The following is a 17470-nucleotide window of genomic DNA, read 5'->3' as shown; positions in this document are numbered from 1 at the left end:
GGAAACAGAATGAAGCGACCCTCGGTGCGGATCACGGACGTCGCCGCGCTCGCCGGGGTGTCCGCCGGGACGGCCTCGAAGGCCCTGAACAACACCGGCCAGCTCAGCCCGCAGACCCGCGATCGGGTACGCCGGGCCGCCGCGCAACTGGGGTTCACCCCGGACGCCCGCGGCCGCGCGCTCTCGTCCGGGCGGACGTACACGGTCGCGCTGCTGACAACCGACAGCTCCGGCCGGTTCAGCATCCCGATCATGCGCGGCGTCGAGGACGTGCTCAGCGCGGGCGAGCTCGCCACCGTCCTCTGCGACACCCGCGACGATCCACTGCGCGAGCAGTCCTACCTGCGCTCCCTGGTCGCCCGGGGCGTCGACGGGATCGTCGTCACCGGCCGCCGGACCGAGCCACGCGCGCCGATCGACGTACCGCTGCCGGTCGTCTATGCGCTCGCTGCCTCGACCGACCCGGCGGACGCCTCGGTGATCGTCGACGACGCGGCCGGTGCCGCCGCGACGATCACGCACCTGAGCAGCCTCGGCCGCACCCGGATCGCCCACATCACCGGGCCTGCCGACCACCGTTCCGCCGCCGAACGGGCCCAAGCCATCGCCCCGGCGCTCTGCATCGACCCGCTCTTCGGCGAGTGGAGCGAACGTTGGGGCCGCCAGGCCACCGACCTGGTACTGCGCGAGCACCCGGACGCGATCACCTGTGGCAGCGACCAGATCGCCCGCGGCGTCTGCGACCGCCTGCGTGAGCTGGGCCGCTCGGTCCCCGAGGACATCGCGGTCACCGGATACGACAACTGGCCGGTGATGGCGCTCGCCAGCCGCCCGCCGCTCACCACGGTCGACCTCCGCCTCGACGACCTCGGCCGCCGCGCCGCCACGCTGCTGCTGGAAGCCATCGCCGGCAACCCGCACCACGGCGTACTCGAGCTTCCCGCGCAGTTGATCACACGGGAATCGACGCTAGGGTCCTGACTGCCGGCGCTCGTCCCGCGCCGGTCGCGAGGCCCAGCGGTACGTGTAGAACACCCACGCCAGCGCGGGCAGCCCGAAGATTGCGGCCACGATCTCGCGACCGAACACCAGGAACAGCAGCCCGGCCAGCACGAACGGCACGGCCATCCACACCGCTCCGGCGAACGCAGCCCACCGCCACTTCCCCGGCTTCCGCGCCGGCGGCTTGTACAGCGAGGGCGTCGGCAGCCCCGCGAAGATCGGCTGCAGATCGCCATGCGTGACGGCGTCACCCAGCAGGTCGACCCGACGGTGCAGCTCCCCCTCGTCCAGCCGCCCGACCGCGAACTGCTCAGCGAGCTCGTCGGTGGCGATCCGCCGCTCTTCGTCGGTCAGCCGCACCGAAGCCATCCGCCGGCGCGCCGCACCTTCGCGCGCCTCCTGACCGGCCGCTGCCGCGAACCCGATCAGATCGCCCGGTTTCACCGGCCGCCGCTCCGCCATTCCGCCTCACCTCACTCGCTCCCCTCCGAGTGTGCCAGACGGCAGGGCAGGCCCAAGGGGCTCGCGACGGCCGGCCGCACCTCGGACCCGGGCACCGCAGGCGCCCGGGTCTTTCAGCAGCCGGTCAGCCGAGGACCGCGGGCAGGGTTGCGGTCCAGGCGGTGCGGAGCTCGGTCAGCGGGACCTCGAACTGGTCCTGGACGTCGAGGGTGTCGCCGGTGATCACGCCGATCTTCGCGTGCGGGAAACGGCGGGCGGTGCACATGTCGGTGAACCGCACCTCCTCGGTCCGCGGTACGGCGACGACCACCCGGCCCGCCGACTCGGCGAACAGGAACACGAACGGGTCCAGCCCGTCCGGCGCCCACACCCGCGCGCCGACGCCGCCGCGCAGCGCGGACTCGACCAGCGCCTGCGCGACACCGCCGTCGCTGACGTCGTGCGCCGCGTCGATCAGCCCGTCCCGCGAGGCGTTGATCAGGATATCGGCCAGCTGCTTCTCGGCCTCCAGGTCGACCGCCGGCGGCCGCCCGCCGAGGTGCCCGTGGACGACGTGCGCCCACTCGGACCCGGACAGCTCCTCCTCGGTCGCGCCGAGCAGGTACAGCTGGTGGCCCTCCATCTCCGGCGTGAAGCCGATCGGCGTCCGCCGCGTCACGTCGTCGATGACACCGAGCACACCGATGACCGGGGTCGGCAGGATCGGCGTCTCACCGGTCTGGTTGTAGAACGACACGTTGCCGCCCGTGACCGGGATACCCAGCTCCTTGCAACCGTCGACCAGGCCACGGATGGCCTCGGTGAACTGCCACATCACCGCCGGGTCCTCGGGCGAGCCGAAGTTCAGGCAGTCGGTGACCGCCGCCGGCCGCGCACCGGTGGTCGCGACGTTGCGATAGGACTCGGCCAGTGCGAGCTTCGCACCGGTGTACGGGTCCAGCTTGGCGAACCGCCCGTTGCAGTCGGTCGACACCGCGACCCCGAGGCCGCTGGTCTCGTCGACCCGGATCATGCCGCTGTCCTCGGGCTGCGCGAGCACCGAGTTGCCGAGCACGTACCGGTCGTACTGGTCCGTCACCCAGGACTTGTCGCACAGGTTCGGCGAAGCGACCAGCTTCAGCAGCGTGTCCCGCAGCTCCGCGCCACTGCTTGCCCGCGGCAACTTCTCGGCGCCGTCGGCCTGCAGCTCGTCCTGCCACGCCGGCCGCTCGAACGGACGGTTGTACACCGGGCCCTCGTGCGCGACGGTCCGCGGCGGTACGTCGACCACGCGCTCACCGTGCCAGTCGATCTCCAGCCGTCCGGTCCCGGTGACCTCACCGATCACGTCGGCCTGCACGTCCCACTTGGCGCAGATCTTCAAGAACGCCTCGACGTTCTCCGGCGTCACGCAGGCCATCATCCGTTCCTGCGACTCGCTCATCAGGATCTCTTCCGGCGCGAGCGACGCGTCCCGCAGCGGCACCTTGTCCAGGTCCACCCGCATGCCGCCGTCACCCGCGCTGGCCAGCTCCGACGTCGCACAGGACAAGCCCGCACCGCCGAGGTCCTGGATCCCCTCGACGACGTTCGCGGCGAAGAGTTCGAGTGTGCACTCGATCAGCAGCTTCTCCATGAACGGGTCGCCGACCTGGACCGCCGGACGCTTGGTCGGACCGCCCTCGGCGAAGGTCTCGCTGGCGAGCACCGACACGCCACCGATCCCGTCGCCGCCGGTCTTGGCGCCGTACAGGATCATCTGGTTGCCGACACCGGTCGCGTTGGCCAGGTGCAGGTCCTCGTGCCGCATCACGCCGACGCAGAGCGCGTTCACCAGCGGGTTGCCGAGGTACGTCGGGTCGAAGACGACCTCGCCACCGATGTTCGGCAGCCCGAGGCTGTTCCCGTACCCGCCGACGCCGGACACGACTCCCGGCAGCACCCGCTTGGTGTCCGGGGCGTCCAGCGGACCGAAGCGCAGCGGGTCCATGACCGCGACCGGGCGAGCGCCCATCGCGATGATGTCGCGGACGATCCCGCCGACACCCGTCGCGGCACCCTGGTACGGCTCGACGTACGACGGGTGGTTGTGCGACTCCACCTTGAACGTGACGGCGTACCCCTCGCCGATGTCGATGACGCCGGCGTTCTCACCGATCCCGGCCAGCATCTTCCCGGCCGGCGTCTCCTGCGGGATCTCGCCGAACTTGCGCAGGTGCACCTTGGACGACTTGTACGAGCAGTGCTCGCTCCACATCACGGAGTACATGGCCAGCTCGCAGCTGGTGGGGCGGCGGCCCAGGATGTCCCGGATGCGCTGGTACTCGTCCGGCTTCAGTCCGAGCTCGGCCCAGGGCTGCTCGACGTCCGGGGTGCTGCTGGCGTTGCTAACGGTGTCGGTCGACACTTCAGGACTCCTGCACTAGGTGGGACTCAGGTGAAACGGTAGCTGGCTGGTGGGAGGCGACCAGGTGGGCCACCAGCACGGGGACGGCGAAGCCGGCCATGATCGCGGGCAGGGCGACGCCCGCGTCGTTGAGGAGCATGCCGACCAGACCGCAGGTCGACAACGCCAGCAGGGTCGGCCGGATCATCGGCTGACTCCTGTAGAACTCCCGGTACGCCTGCGACGGCACACGGTCCGGGAACACCGTGGCGAGCATGCAGAGGACGACGGCGATCAGCATCAGCCAGCCGGACGGGCCGGTGAAGAACTGCACCGCCATCTGCAGCTTGCGAATCAGGACGTCGTCGACATCACCGTCGAGGAGGCGGGCGACGAACGTACCGAAGTGGCTGCGCTCGTCGGCCGGACGCAGGTAGTCGAGGTAGGCGACCAGGGAGACCGCTAGTACGCCGGCCACGCCCACACCGATCAGTGCGCGCAGTGAAATGCTCCCGCGCCACGTCAGCCAGGCCATCAGCAGGACAGCCGGGGTCAGCGCGATGATGCCGCCGAAGTCGGTCCCCCAGCCCGGCTTGCCGTCCACGACGATCGCAGCGCCGCCGATCGCGAGGACTGCGATGGCTGCCTGCACTCTGCTCTTGTTGATCAGCTTCTGCGCGGCCCAGCCGGCAGTGACCAGCGCACCGACCGCCAGCGTCGCGAAGGTCGAGTTGCCGAAGCCGTAGAAGCGCCCACCGATCACCGGACCGTCGGCGAACAGGCTGCCGACCTGCATAGGTGTCCCGAGCACGCCGTCCACCAGCAACAGCAGATACGCCGCCAGCGCCAGCCCGAGGAATGCGTACCTCTTGAACACCACCTGCGCGACCGCTGCGGACACCACGCTGATCCCGATCACCACGCAGTACAAGGAGAACCCGGGCGACGGCCAGCGCCACCACAGCGTCACCTGCGACAGGAACACCCCGATGTAGAACCCGCCCTGCACCAACAACGTGAACACAGCGGTACGCCGGGACGCGGGCGATCGCCGTAGCAAGAACCAGGCCAGCGCGAGCACCTCGGCGCCCACGATCGTCAACGCGACCGCGAACAGCACGGGCCGGGGTTTCTCGAACCGTTCGTTCGCGTCCATCCGGTCGTCGATCACAGCGGCCGCGTCGGTGTGCACGCCGCCCGTCGAGTGGATCTCGTTGCCGTCCAGCGGGCCCGCCGTCTCGGAGCCTGCCGGGTCCACCACTGCGGGAGTCCGGCCCCGGAGGATGGTCGCCGTGACGTCCGTGAGCTGGATCAGGCCGGGCCGTCGGGTGCTGTCACTGGTCAGCCAGCGCGCGCCGTTGTCCGGCGGCAGCTGCATGGCGACCAGCGTCTGCTTCTGCGCGTTGAGCATCTCCTGGCTCAGACCAACGAGCAGCACCCAGCCGCCCGCCGCACGGGCCTGGGCAACCAGCTGCGCGACCTTCTGCCGCGCCTCGGCCCGTCCCTCACGTGGCGGCAGCGCACCGGCGTCCACGACCGCGTCACCGCAGTCCGCACTACCCAACCGGGCCTGGTCGAACTCTGGCTGCCAGTTCGTCACAGTGCCGTCGGTCTTTGCCAGCGCGACCGCAGCGCCCGGACCGAAGCCGCAGATCGGGTATCCGGTCTGTCCGAGACGACCGATCGGCGCACCGGTGTGGTGCTCCGCCTGACGGTCCACGTAGGTCTGCCAGCCGTCCACCTTGCCGTTGGTCACCGCGGGCAGGTCACCGCACTGCCAGTCGGGCACATTGCCCCACGCCCGTGTCCCGGCGCTGATCGTCAGCCAACCATCGATCGGACAGGTGTGCGGACCGGCCGTCTTCACACTCATCGAGCCGACGTTCGACTGGTTCACCAGTGCGGTTAGCTCCGGCGAGGCCTGGACGTCGTACCAGGTCAGCCCGGGCACGCCGATCACCACGACCTTCGGCGGTTCATCCGACGGCTGCGCGGCCGCAGTACCAGTGGCGGCCAGCACGAACGCGACGGCCAGCAAGAGAGTGCGGCCCAGGAGCGACCGCACCCTGGTGAACCCCATCAGGAGGCGACGACAGCCTTCAGCACCGAGGTGAAGAAGCCCAGGCCGTCCGTGGTCGGGCCGGTCAGCGTCTCGACGCAGTGCTCCGGGTGCGGCATCAGGCCGACCACGTTGCCGCGCTCGTTGGTGATGCCGGCGATGTCGCGGTACGAGCCGTTCGGGTTCTCGTCCAGGTAGCGGGCGACCACCCGGCCCTCACCCTCCAGGCGGTCCAGCGTCGCCTCGTCGGCGACGAACGACCCGTCCTGGTTCTTCAGCACGATGGTGATCTCGTGGTTGGCGTCGTAGTCGCTGGTCCAGGCGGTGCGGTTGTTCTCGATCCGCAGCGGCTGGTCCTTGCAGATGAACTTGCGGTGGTGGTTCTTGATCAGCGCGCCGGGCAGCAGATGCGACTCGCAGAGCACCTGGAAGCCGTTGCAGATCCCGAGCACCGGGAGGCCTTCGCCGGCCTTCTTGATGATGGTCTCCATCACCGGCGCGAACCGCGAGATGGCGCCGGCGCGCAAGTAGTCGCCGTACGAGAAGCCGCCGGGCAGGACGACCGCGTCCACGCCGTGCAGGTCGGCGTCACCGTGCCAGAGCGCGACCGCCTCGGCACCGGCCACCGCGGCCGCGCGGCGGGCGTCGACGTCGTCGAGTGACCCGGGGAAGGTCACGACTCCGATCTTCATCAGACGTCGCCCTCGACGTGGAGGACGTAGTCCTCGATCACCGGGTTGGCCAGCAGGGTGTCTGCGGCCTTCCGGATCTCGGCGACGCGCTCCTCGGTCGCCTCACCGTCCAGGGTGATCTCGAAGCGCTTTCCCTGCCGGACGTCGGCCACGCCGTCGAAGCCGAGCCGGCCGAACGCGCCGTGCACCGCCTTGCCCTGCGGGTCGAGGATCTCGGGCTTGAGCATGACGTCGACGACAACGCGAGCCACTGACTACTCCAGTTCCGTTCCGGGGTGACGCCTGAATCCTACCGACCGGCGCCAGGATCGCCGCATCCTGGACCAGAATCCGGCGCTCGGCGGGGCTCGGGTGTGACCCTGGTCGCTCCCCGAAGTAGACCTAACTTCCCTGTCAACAGCCGGCCGAACGCCTAGCCTCGATGTCATGTGGGTGTGGCAACTGGTCCTCGCGGTGGGCTTCGGTATCGGGTCGGCCGTCGTACCGGTGCTGAACGCCGAGGCATACGTCCTTGCCCTCGGCGCCACCCACGCGCTGAACCCGGTGGTCGCCGCGATCGGCGTCTCGATCGGCCAGACGATCGGCAAGGTCGCGATGTTCCTGGCCGTCCGCTACCGCCCCGGGTACGCCGCCCGCAAGACCAAGGAACCCAAGCCGGTCAACCTGGACACCCGCTGGGGCCGCTTCGTCCAGTGGAACCGCGACGTCAGCAAGCGCCTCCTGGACGCCATGAGCGACAGCCGCTGGGGCATCCCGGTGACGCTGCTGAGCGCGTTCGTCGGCATCCCACCCCTGTACGGCGTGGCGCTGATCGGCGGCGCCTCGCGGATGCGGACGATCGTCTTCGCGCTGTCCGTACTCGTCGGCCGCGGCGCCCGCTTCGTCCTGCTCGCGCTCGGCGTGAGTGTGGTCTAGGCCATTCCTAGCCCTGGAACTTCCGGCCCGTCAGCTGCTCGTAGGCGTTGATGTACGCCGCCCGGGTCCGCTCGATCACCTCGTCGGTCAGCCGCGGCGGCGCCTCGCCCGACGTCCGGTCCCAGCCCGAGTCGTACTGCAGCCAGTCCCGCACGATCTGCTTGTCGTACGACGGCTGCTGCTTGCCCGGCTCCCACTGGTCGGCCGGCCAGAAACGGCTCGAGTCGGGCGTCAGTACCTCGTCGGCGAGCACGATCGTCCCGTCGGCGCGGGCACCGAACTCGAACTTCGTGTCGGCGAGGATGATCCCCCGCTCCTCGGCCATCGCCCGCGCCCGGGTGTAGATGTCGAGGGTCTTGTCGCGCAGGGCGGCCGCGATGTCCGCGCCGACGGTCGCGACGACCGCGTCGTACGAGACGTTCTCGTCGTGCTCACCGAGCTCGGCCTTCGTGGCGGGGGTGAAGATCGCGGTGTCCAGCCGCGACGCCTCGACCAGTCCGTCCGGCAGCGGGATGCCACACACGGCACCGGTCGCCTTGTAGTCCAGCAGGCCCGAGCCGGTCAGATACCCGCGGGCCACGCACTCCACCGGGAACATCGCGAGCTTCTCGCACACCACGGCCCGCCCGGCGACCTCGGCCGGAACGTCCGTCGAGATGATGTGGTTCGGCACGTTCAGCTGCTCGAACCACCACAGGCTCATCGCGGTGAGCACCTTCCCCTTGTCGGGGATCGGCGTCTCCAGGATCCAGTCGAACGCGCTCTGCCGGTCGCTCGCGACCATCAACAGGTCGCCCGACTCCAGCTCGTAGAGGTCCCGGACCTTCCCGGAGTGGATGTGCTTCGCACCGGGGATCTCGGGCGCCTGCGGAGGTGTGGTCACGCCGGTGATTGTTCCATCCATCACCGGGGCGCGGACGCGCAGCACTCACCAACCTCGCTCATCGGGGTTCATCGGGGCGCGGCTGAGCGTGAGCCTGCGTCGGCCGGGCTGGTTGGTGAGTGCTGCAGGTCCGCCCGCTAGCGGTGCCGCAGGGCGACGAGCTTGCCGCCGAGCGCGAACACACCGTCACGCAGTGTGCGGACCGCCGGGTTCTCAGTCTGAGCGAGGCGGCCGAGGCTCCGGGACCGCTTCACCAGCTTGGTCGTCGCGGGCCGGCGTTCCTCGTCGTACGCCGCCAGCGCGGCCGGGAGATCCGTCGCGCCTTGCAGGTGCCGGGCGAGCGCACCGGCGTCCTCGATCGCCGAGCACGCACCGCGGCCGAGGTTCGGCGTCATCGCGTGCGCCGCGTCGCCGAGCAGTACGACCCGGCCCTGCACGAACGGAACCAAGGGCAGCGTGAGGTCGTAGATGTCGTTCTGCAGGATCTTCTCGCTGCCGGAGATCAGCCGTGGGATCGGGTCGTGCCAGTCTCTGAACACCGTCGGTTCGCTGGTCGCACCGGCCGTCTGGTTAGCAGTCCCGTACCAGTAGTACCGCCCGTCGATCAGCCGCGCGAACCCGAACAGTTGCCCTGGGCCCCAGGTCTCGCCGCCGCCGTCGTCGAGATCCACATCCGCGACCCCCCGGTACGCCGTGAACCCGGAGTACCGCGGTCCGGCGTACTGCGGGTACAGCGTTCCCCGGATCACGCTGCGGATCCCGTCGGCCGCGACGAGGAGATCGGCCCGGAGTTCGTCGTTGACCGTGACGCCGTCCGCGTCCTGGTCGACCGAGCTCACGTCGTACCCGGTCCGGACCGTCACCGCGGGGCCGAACTCGGCGGTGATCAGGTCGTGCAGCTGCGCGCGGTGGATCATCACCGGCATCTCCACACCGAGGTCGGTGGCACCGACGACCCAGCGGCCGTCCGGCTTGCGCATCCCGGCCGGTTTTGACGGGATCGACGACTGCTCGACGCCCTTGACCCCGAGTTCCTCGAGGACGGCGACCGCCGGCGCCCAGACCGAGATGCCGGCGCCCACTTCACCCAGTTCCGGTGCGCGTTCCAGAACCGTGACGCGCCAGCCGCACCGCTGCAGCGCGACAGCAGCAGTGACCCCTCCGATTCCCGCTCCGGCCACGATCGCCGTCTTGCTCCCGGTACCCATATTCTTGACTCTACATCTGTAGAGTTCGGTGCGGAAGTGCGAGACTGTCCAGCGTGACGAAGCAGGTTCCGCGCGGCGCGGATCGCCGGGACGCCATCGCGGACGCCGCGATCCACCTCGTCGCCACCCGCGGTCTCCGCGGCCTGACGCACCGTGCGGTCGACGCCGAGGCCGGCCTGCCACCGGGCTCCACGTCGTACTACCTGCGGACGCGGGACGCGCTGCTCACCGCCTGCGTCAGCCGAATGCTCACGCGCGACATCGGCGGCATGCCGGCTGGCGGAACGGATCCGCTCGAGCTGATCGTGACGATGACCGTCGGGCTCGCGGAACACCGGCGCGACGACCTGGTCGCGCGGTACGAGCTGTCCCTGGAAGCGAGCCGGCAGCCGCAACTGCGAACCGCGATCGACGAGGGTGGGCGACAGCTGCGGTCGATTCTCGCGCAGACGCTGACCGGGCTCGGCGTCCCCGATCCGGACGCCGCGGCCTGGCCGGTGGCCGCGATGCTGGACGGGCTGATGTACGACCGGGTCGCCGGCACGGGGGCAACGCTCTCACCAGAAGCGTTCGAGACCGCCGTACGACGCTGCGTGACGGCGCTCGTGGCGGGACTCAAAGACGCTCGGTGACCGCCACGAACGTGAAGTAACAGACGCCGACCAGCATGCCGACGTGACCGAGGACCGAGAGCCCGGCCCCTGAACCCCAGGCGTCACTCTGAGTGTCCTCCGAATGTCTGCCGCCGCTCGGCAACCATCTGGTCAGCAGCAACAATCCGACGACGGTCAGCAACCACCACCCGGCCAGCATCACCAGCGCGATCTCCCGCCGACCGGTGACCAGGGCAACGACCCAGCCGATCAGCGTGATCACGCCGACGACCGTGTGCAGCTTCAGCAGGGTCGCGGAGTACCCGTGCCGGCCCGCGCCGTGACCCGTGCCGTCCACCACTGTGCCACCGAGGCGGACACGCGTGATCAGCACGACGACCGCACCGAGGGCGGTCAGGAACCAGGTGACGTTCGACCATTCCACGACCCGATCTTTACCCCGCAGCATGCGCGGGTGAACCATTCCGCGTGTCGTCTCGTCCTTGACGATCGTCAAGAGAACAACGCCCGGCGGGCCGAGTGTCCGCTCAGGACCCGCCGGGCTGCTTGCTTCGGGCGCGACTCAGCTGGTCTGCGTCTGCCCTTGCTGGCCTTGTTGAGTTCCCTGCCCCTGCTGGGTTCCCTGCCCTTGCTGGGTGCCCTGGCCTTGACCTTGGCCCGGGAGTGTGCCAGTCCCCTGACCGTTTCCTTGCCCCGTGCCCTGACCTGTGACCTGCCCCGTGCCCTGGCCGTTGCCTTGGGGGAATCCGCCGCGGAACCCGCCGCCCGGGCCGCCGAACTGGCCCTGCTGGTTACTCGTCCCATCCCACGAATGGCCGACCGCCATACCGCCGAGGAACGCCAGTACAGCAAGGATGGAACCCGCACCCGCCAGCACCAGGTTGCTTGGCCGGCCCACGGTCTTCGCGCCTCCCGCGGCCGCGGGTTGCTGCTGCACCGGAGCGGACGGCGCCACCCCAGCCGCACCCGCCGCCTGCCCCGGCTGGTGCTCGGCGGGCGGCTGCTGCTCGGCGGGCGGCTGATTGCCGGGAGCCTGCGCGGCTCGCGCGGCTTGGAACTGCGCTTCTGAGGACTGCTTCATAGTCATGCTCCCTTTCCGGTGGAGAGGTCGTAAATGGTGGTGCTGCCAACGGTCTGCGCGGTGAAGTTCTCGCTGACCCAGGTGGAGATCTCGCTCGAGGTCCCGCTGTCCCGGCCGCCGAACCCGCCACCCATCCCGCCGCCACCGACGAAGTAGTGGATCTTGCCCTGCGCAACCAGCTCCTTGAACTCGGCCAGCGACGGCGCCGGGTCGGTGCCGTTGAACCCGCCGATCGCCATGATCGGCTCGCCGGACGCGATCTGCAGCGGCGCGGCCCCGTTCGCGGTCACTGCCGCGGCGGCCCAGGTGTATCCCTTCGCCCCCTGCTGCAGCAGTGTCACCAGCTCGCTGGAGACGCTGCTGGTCCCACCACCACCGAGGAACCCACCGCCGGCCATCCCGCCACCACGAGCACCACCTTGCGTCGTACCAGTACCAGTTCCCGGCTGCGTCGTGCCCGTGCCCGGCTGCGTCGTACCAGTGCCGGTCTGGCCCGGCGGCATGCCCATCCGGCCGCCACGGCCACCGCCCATACCGCCGAAGCCGCCCATACCGCCCGGTCCGGCCGTCGGAATCGCGCCGGCGTGCGCCGTGCTGATCGTGTCGATCGAGTACGCCGCTGGTCCGGCCAGCGCGCTGAACGCGAGGACCGTGGCGGCGATCAGACCCCCACGACGGGCGGCCGTGCGATGCAGCTTCAGCTCCGGAAGCAGCATGACCAGGCCGGCCGCCAGGATGCCGGTGATCAGCACCACCCAGCGCAGCCACGGCTGCCAGGTCGGCGTCTGGTTCAGCAGGGCGAAACTCCACCCGGCCGTGAGCAGCGCGCCACCCGCGAGAGTTGCGCGCGGCAACCACTCCGCGCGGCGCCGCCACAGGATCGACATCGCCCCACCGATCACCGCACCGAACGCCGGCGCCAGAGCGATCATGTAGTACGGGTGGATGATGCCCTGCATGTAGCTGAAGACCAGTCCGGTGACGACCAGCCAGCCACCCCACAGCAGCGCGAACGCCCGGGTCTTGTTCGTCCGCGGCGCCTTGCCTGCAGCGACGACCAGAACGACGGTCGAGAGCAGTGCGGCCGGCATCAGCCACGAGATCTGCGACCCGAACTCACCACCGAACAGCCGCCGCAGACCGGTCGCGCCACCCCATCCGGGGTTGCCGACCCCGCCGCCGACGGACCCGGTCTCGTTACCGCTCAACCGCCCGAGACCGTTGTATCCGAGCGTCAGCTCGAGGATGCTGTTCGTCGACGACCCACCGATGTACGGCCGCGCCGACGCCGGCAGCAGCTCCACGATCGCGACCCACCAGCCGGCGCTCACGATCAGCGAGACGGTCGCCAGCACCAGGTCCACGATCCGCTTGCCGAGGGCCGGCTTACCAGCCACCAGGTACGCGATCCCGAACGCCGGCAGCACCAGGAACGCCTGCAGCATCTTCGTCAGGAACCCGAACCCGACCATCGCACCGGCCAGGATCATCCAGCGCGCCGAGTGCTTGACCGAGTCGATCGCCCGCGTCACAGCCCACGCACCGACGCAGAGCAGCAGCATCAGCAGCGCGTCCGGGTTGTTGAACCGGAATATCAGTACGGCGACCGGCGTCAGCGCGAGCACCGCGCCGGCCAGCAGACCGGCGTTCGCGGAGAACCAGCGCCGGACCGACGCGTACACGAAGCCGACGCTCGCGACACCCATCAACGCCTCGGGCACCAGCATGCTCCAGCTGTTGAACCCGAAGATCCGCCCGGACAGGCCCATCACCCACAGCGAGCCGGGGGTCTTGTCCACGGTGATGAAGCTCGACGAGTCGAACGAGCCGAAGAACCAGGCCTTCCAGCTCGACGACCCGGCCTGCACCGCCGCGGCGTAGTACTCGTTGGCGTAGCCGTTCTTCGACAGGCCCCACAGGTACGCGATCGCGGTCAGCGCGAGCAGGCCGCCGTACAGGATCTTGTCCCTGCCCAGCGTGTACTGCGTGGTGATCGAGCGCGGCCGGGTGGCCTCGACAGAATCAGACAGCGTCGTCATCAATTACTCCGGGTCTGGTCGAGAACCGCGGGCGGCTCGAAGGCAGGCAGGGTGGGTGCGTCGTCGTCGAAGACCCAGGTTTGGAAGAGGCTGAAGCGGACCACCGTGGCGGCCAGGTTCGCGAGGGTCAGGACGGTGATCTCCACCGCCTGGTGCGGTGCGGAGACCGCGGTGTGCAACAGCCAGAGCGACGCCGCGGTCAGGCTCCAGCCGATGCCGAACGCGACCAGCCCGCGCAGCTGATGCCGCCAACGGCCCTCGACGCCGGTCACTCCGAACGTGATCCGCCGGTTCAGCGTGGTGTTGCCGACCGCGGTGATCAGCAGCGCCAGCAGGTTCGCCACCTGCGCCGGCATGCCCTGGCGCAGCACGAGATAGAGCAGCGCGTACGCCGCTGTGCTCAGCACACCGATCGCGCAGAACCGGAGCACCCGCGCGGCCATCGCGGTCCGCGGATCGAGAATCCGCGGCCGGCCGTACTTCTGCCGGATCGGCTCCAGGTCGACCCGACCGCGACCGAGATCGCGTGTCAGTCGAGCGATCCCCCGCAGATCCTCGCCGACCGTCTTCGCGATCGCGACCCGCGAGTCCAGGTCGTCGACCCAGTCCACCGGTACTTCGTGGATCCGCAGCCCGGCCTTCTCGGCCAGCACCAGCAGCTCGGTGTCGAAGAACCAACTGGTGTCCTGCACCAGCGTCAGCAGCTCCCGCGCCACGTCCGCGCGGATCGCCTTGAACCCGCACTGCGCGTCCGAGAAGTGCGCGCTCAGCGTTGCCCGCAGCAACAGGTTGTACGAGCGCGAGATGAACTCCCGCTTCGGCCGCCGAACCACCCGGGAGCCCTTCGCCAACCGAGTGCCGATGGCAACGTCACTGTGCCCTGCCAGCAGCGGCGCCACGAGTGGGAGCAGAGCGTTCAGGTTGGTGGACAGGTCGACGTCCATATAGGCCTGCACCTCGGCGGTGCTGGCGGACCAGACCTGCTTCAGCGCGCGGCCGCGCCCGGACTGCTCGAGCCGGACGATCCGGACCCCGGGCAGCTCGCTCGCGAGCAGCATGCCGATCTCATAGGTCGCGTCCGTACTTCCGTTGTCCGCGATGCAGACCTCGGCCGAGAACGGGAAGGCGGTGTCGAGGAACTCACGGAGCCGCCGGATGTTCGGGCCGAGGTCGTTCTCCTCGTTCTTGACGGGTACGACGATCTCGACCCGAGGCTGACCTGGAATCTCCATGCCACCGATGCTGTCCGGTGAACCTGAGCCAGTCCCTGCGCGTGGCTGGCAGTTTCCTGGCAGTTACCGGGTGCGACGGAGCCAGAGCAACCCGAGCACGGGGAGCACGACCGGTACGAAGCCGTAGCCCTGGCCGAAGTGCGACCAGACGGTCGCGTCGGGGAAGTCGTCCGGTACGGCGTAGCTGAACGCGCCGATCGCGAGCACGCCGGTCAGCTCGATCGCGATCGCGATCGTGGCCACCTTCCGGGACACCGCGGTCGCCTTCGCCAGCGCGACCGTCGCGGCGATATAGATGACCGCGGCAACCGCCGACAGCAGGTACGCGATCGGCGCATCGTGGAACTTGGTCGCGATCTGTACGCCGGCGCGCGCGGTCGCGGCCAGCGCGAACACGCCGTACACCGCGATCAGGATTCGCCCGGGGCCGTGCTTCGTGGCCGACGGGTCGGTCATCTCAGACCGCCCACAGGTCGTGCAGCCGCAGCTCGAGGATCGGGATCACCAGGCACGCGACCGCCAGTGCGCCCGCACCCCACCGGCTGCTCTCCGCCAGCGCCCAGAACGCCCCGATCGGCAGGATGATCAGCGAGCCAATCAGGTAGCCGACGAAGAACGGCCCCGACACGTCCCGGTCGGTCCCGGCCAGTTGCACGATCCCGACGACGAGCTGCGCGATCAACCCGAGCTCGATGACGCCCAGCGCCCCGAGCACGGTCCAGTCGATCCGCTTGTTCCGCGCCGCCAGCACAACGGCGTACACCATCGCAGCCAGCGACAGCGCGACCAGAAACCACGTGAGCGGTACGAACACGGGTTAGAGGATGTCACCTCGGCCGGAACCGCCGACAGACGGGGCATGACCTCACCTTTTGCGAAACTGCCGGGAACGATCTGGAGGTGGCTGGTGGCTCCGAGCAAGGAAGTCTTCGAGGACCTGATGCGGCGGTCGTACCCGGAGGCGTTCGAGCGCGCCCAGGCCGCCCAGTCCCGGCTCCGCTTCGCCTCGCCCGAGCGGCTACCGGACCCGATCGACCGCCAGGCCGCGGTCGTCGCCCAGTTGACGGCCGATTGGCAGTGGATGGACGACGACGACCGGAACGGTCTGATCCAGCTGGCCAACCAGGGACACCCGGCGGTCGACCTCGGGAACTACATCGGATACCGGTCGAGTCAGACGATCGTGCCCAACCCGAGCACCGGCGGGCACGATCGCTACGGCCCCGGGGACTCCGAATGGAGGCCGATGACCGAGCCGCCGTCCACGGACCCCGCCGAGCTCAGGGCCGCGTGGCAGCACACCGCGGCCATGGTCGCCGAGACGGTCCGGAGCGTGCAGCAGGTCCAGCAGCCGGCTCGTTTCCTCGACGCCCAACCGCCGGCGGGCACCAGGTCACCGCTCGGCGATCAGGGCGCCGTCCAGCACACAGGGACTCGCGCCGGGGACCAGCGGCAGGCCGGGCACGGCCGCTGACGAACGATCAGAGAATGTCGCCCGGGCTGTAGGCGGCTGCTTCCGGGTGGCGCTTGGCGAGTTCGTCGATCTGGGCGACGACGGTGCCGACCTGGGCGACGGCCGCGCCGGTGAAGGACAGTGGTTCGCCGACGATGCCGACGATCTGCTCCTCGGTGAGGCCGAGGCGGCCGTCGGTGCCGAGGCGATGGAACAGGTCGTTCGCGGCGAGTCCCTTGCGCAGGTCGAGTGCGGTGGCGACCGCGTGCTCCTTGATCACCTCGTGCGCGGTCTCGCGGCCGACACCGTTCTTCACCGCGGCCATCAGCACCTTGGTGGTGGTCAGGAACGGCAGGTACCGCTCGAGCTCCCGCGCAACCACCGCCGGGTACACCCCGAACTCGTCCAGCACGGTCAGGAAGGTCTCGAACAGTCCGTCCAGCGCGAAGAACGCGTCCGGCAGCGCGACCCGCCGTACGACGGAGCAGAAGACGTCGCCCTCGTTCCACTGGTTGCCGGCCAGCTCGCCCGCCATCGACGCGTACCCGCGCAGAATCACCGCGAGACCGTTGACGCGCTCGCAGGAGCGGGTGTTCATCTTGTGCGGCATCGCCGAGGACCCGACCTGGCCCTCCTTGAACCCTTCGGTGACCAGCTCGTGCCCGGCCATCAACCGGATCGTCGTCGCCAGGCTCGACGGCCCGGCGGCCAGCTGCACCAGCGCGGACACGACCTCGTAGTCGAGGGACCGCGGATAGACCTGGCCGACGCTGGTCAGCGCGTTGTTGAAGCCGAGGTGCTGGGCGATCGTCGTCTCCAGCGTGGCGAGCTTCTCCGCGTCGCCACCGAACAGGTCGAGCATGTCCTGCGACGTACCCACCGGGCCCTTGATGCCGCGCAGCGGGTAGCGCTCGATGAGCTCCTCGAGCCGGGCGACCGCGACCAGCAGCTCGTCGGCCGCCGACGCGAACCGCTTGCCCAGCGTGGTCGCCTGCGCGGCCACGTTGTGCGAACGCCCGGTCAGCACCAGCGCCGCGTGATCGGCGGCGAGCTGCCCGAGCCGTACGGCGGTTGCCACCGCACGGTCCCGGACCAGCTCGAGCCCGGCGCGGATCTGCAGCTGCTCGACGTTCTCGGTCAGGTCCCGAGACGTCATCCCCTTGTGGATGTGCTCGTGGCCCGCGAGCTCGCTGAACTCCTCGATCCGCGCCTTCACGTCATGCCGCGTGACCCGCTCGCGGGCGGCGATCGAGCCCAGGTCGACCTGGTCGATCACCCGCTCGTAGTCCTCGACGACCCCGTCCGGAACCGCGACCCCGAGCTGCTGCTGGGCCCTCAGGACCGCGACCCAGAGCTTCCGCTCGAGCACGATCTTGTGCTCCGGTGACCAGAGCTCCGCCATCGAGACACTGGCGTAGCGCGCGGCGAGAACGTTCGGGATCCGGGGTTTGGTCACGAACCCCAT

The 17470-nt window shown here is 69.7% G+C and carries 18 protein-coding genes; 4 read left to right on the top strand and 14 right to left on the bottom strand.

Translation table 11 applies throughout. From position 1 onward, the window contains the following. Positions 1-9 precede the first annotated feature (9 nt). Positions 10-981, top strand: a complete 972-nt coding sequence (locus ACWGID_RS00135; RefSeq protein ID WP_452192913.1) for a LacI family DNA-binding transcriptional regulator — start codon at positions 10-12, stop codon at positions 979-981. Here the strand turns inward: ACWGID_RS00135 and ACWGID_RS00130 are convergent. The 5 genes from ACWGID_RS00130 to purS all read right to left on the bottom strand — a co-directional run bounded on the left by ACWGID_RS00130 (position 970) and on the right by purS (position 6831). After that, positions 970-1464: a DUF1707 SHOCT-like domain-containing protein gene (locus ACWGID_RS00130; RefSeq protein WP_452192911.1), complete on the bottom strand. Its 495-nt coding sequence runs from the start codon at positions 1462-1464 to the stop codon at positions 970-972. The two genes, ACWGID_RS00135 and ACWGID_RS00130, sit on opposite strands and share 12 nt — an antisense overlap. 124 nt (positions 1465-1588) lie before the next feature. Further along, complete coding sequence (gene purL, locus ACWGID_RS00125; RefSeq protein ID WP_452192909.1) at positions 1589-3850, bottom strand: phosphoribosylformylglycinamidine synthase subunit PurL; 2262 nt, start codon at positions 3848-3850, stop codon at positions 1589-1591. Position 3851: 1 nt separating this feature from the next. After that, a complete protein-coding gene (locus ACWGID_RS00120; RefSeq protein WP_452192907.1) occupies positions 3852-5894 on the bottom strand; it encodes a hypothetical protein in 2043 nt (680 codons plus the stop codon). A 14-nt stretch (positions 5895-5908) separates the two neighbouring features. Continuing rightward, complete coding sequence (gene purQ, locus ACWGID_RS00115; protein ID WP_452192905.1) at positions 5909-6580, bottom strand: phosphoribosylformylglycinamidine synthase subunit PurQ; 672 nt, start codon at positions 6578-6580, stop codon at positions 5909-5911. After that, positions 6580-6831: a phosphoribosylformylglycinamidine synthase subunit PurS gene (purS, locus tag ACWGID_RS00110; RefSeq protein ID WP_452192903.1), complete on the bottom strand. Its 252-nt coding sequence runs from the start codon at positions 6829-6831 to the stop codon at positions 6580-6582. Before purS ends, purQ begins: the two co-directional genes overlap by 1 nt. Before the next feature lie 175 nt (positions 6832-7006). Here purS and ACWGID_RS00105 point away from each other — a divergent pair, with 175 nt between their 5' ends. Then, a complete protein-coding gene (locus ACWGID_RS00105; RefSeq protein ID WP_452192901.1) occupies positions 7007-7495 on the top strand; it encodes a hypothetical protein in 489 nt (162 codons plus the stop codon). Positions 7496-7502: 7 nt separating this feature from the next. On the opposite strand, the gene ACWGID_RS00100 is transcribed toward ACWGID_RS00105, so the two are convergent. Both ACWGID_RS00100 and ACWGID_RS00095 read right to left on the bottom strand, forming a co-directional pair. Next, complete coding sequence (locus tag ACWGID_RS00100; RefSeq protein ID WP_452192900.1) at positions 7503-8378, bottom strand: phosphoribosylaminoimidazolesuccinocarboxamide synthase; 876 nt, start codon at positions 8376-8378, stop codon at positions 7503-7505. Positions 8379-8515: 137 nt separating this feature from the next. Then, positions 8516-9586, bottom strand: a complete 1071-nt coding sequence (locus ACWGID_RS00095; RefSeq protein ID WP_452192898.1) for an FAD-dependent monooxygenase — start codon at positions 9584-9586, stop codon at positions 8516-8518. A gap of 53 nt (positions 9587-9639) precedes the next feature. On the opposite strand from ACWGID_RS00095, the gene ACWGID_RS00090 reads away from it, so the two are divergent. After that, positions 9640-10218 carry a TetR/AcrR family transcriptional regulator gene (locus ACWGID_RS00090; protein WP_452192896.1) on the top strand — a complete coding sequence of 193 codons (579 nt, stop codon included), beginning with the start codon at positions 9640-9642 and terminating at the stop codon, positions 10216-10218. Here the strand turns inward: ACWGID_RS00090 and ACWGID_RS00085 are convergent. The 6 genes from ACWGID_RS00085 to ACWGID_RS00060 form a co-directional block, all read right to left on the bottom strand. Then, entirely contained in the window at positions 10202-10624 is a 423-nt protein-coding gene (locus tag ACWGID_RS00085; protein WP_452192895.1) for a hypothetical protein, read from the bottom strand. The genes ACWGID_RS00090 and ACWGID_RS00085 overlap by 17 nt on opposite strands. A 138-nt stretch (positions 10625-10762) precedes the next feature. Then, positions 10763-11281, bottom strand: a complete 519-nt coding sequence (locus tag ACWGID_RS00080; protein ID WP_452192893.1) for a hypothetical protein — start codon at positions 11279-11281, stop codon at positions 10763-10765. Between the two features lie 2 nt (positions 11282-11283). Then, on the bottom strand, positions 11284-13320 hold the full coding sequence (locus ACWGID_RS00075) for a glycosyltransferase family 39 protein (protein ID WP_452192891.1): 2037 nt from the start codon (positions 13318-13320) through the stop codon (positions 11284-11286). Further along, positions 13320-14552 (bottom strand): glycosyltransferase, encoded by a 1233-nt coding sequence (locus ACWGID_RS00070; RefSeq protein WP_452192889.1) that lies wholly within the window; start codon positions 14550-14552, stop codon positions 13320-13322. Before ACWGID_RS00070 ends, ACWGID_RS00075 begins: the two co-directional genes overlap by 1 nt. A 63-nt stretch (positions 14553-14615) precedes the next feature. Beyond that, on the bottom strand, positions 14616-15008 hold the full coding sequence (locus tag ACWGID_RS00065) for a hypothetical protein (protein WP_452192887.1): 393 nt from the start codon (positions 15006-15008) through the stop codon (positions 14616-14618). Position 15009: 1 nt separating this feature from the next. Then, positions 15010-15366 (bottom strand): hypothetical protein, encoded by a 357-nt coding sequence (locus ACWGID_RS00060; protein WP_452192885.1) that lies wholly within the window; start codon positions 15364-15366, stop codon positions 15010-15012. Positions 15367-15459: 93 nt separating this feature from the next. Between ACWGID_RS00060 and ACWGID_RS00055 the strand changes: the two genes are divergently transcribed. Beyond that, on the top strand, positions 15460-16026 hold the full coding sequence (locus ACWGID_RS00055) for a hypothetical protein (protein WP_452192883.1): 567 nt from the start codon (positions 15460-15462) through the stop codon (positions 16024-16026). Positions 16027-16033: 7 nt separating this feature from the next. Here the strand turns inward: ACWGID_RS00055 and purB are convergent, their stop codons facing one another. After that, complete coding sequence (gene purB, locus ACWGID_RS00050; RefSeq protein WP_452192881.1) at positions 16034-17470, bottom strand: adenylosuccinate lyase; 1437 nt, start codon at positions 17468-17470, stop codon at positions 16034-16036.

This window comes from Kribbella sp. NPDC054772 (assembly GCF_053611945.1).
Note: the sequence above shows the minus strand (reverse complement) of the source record. Positions and strands in the feature narration are given on the sequence as shown.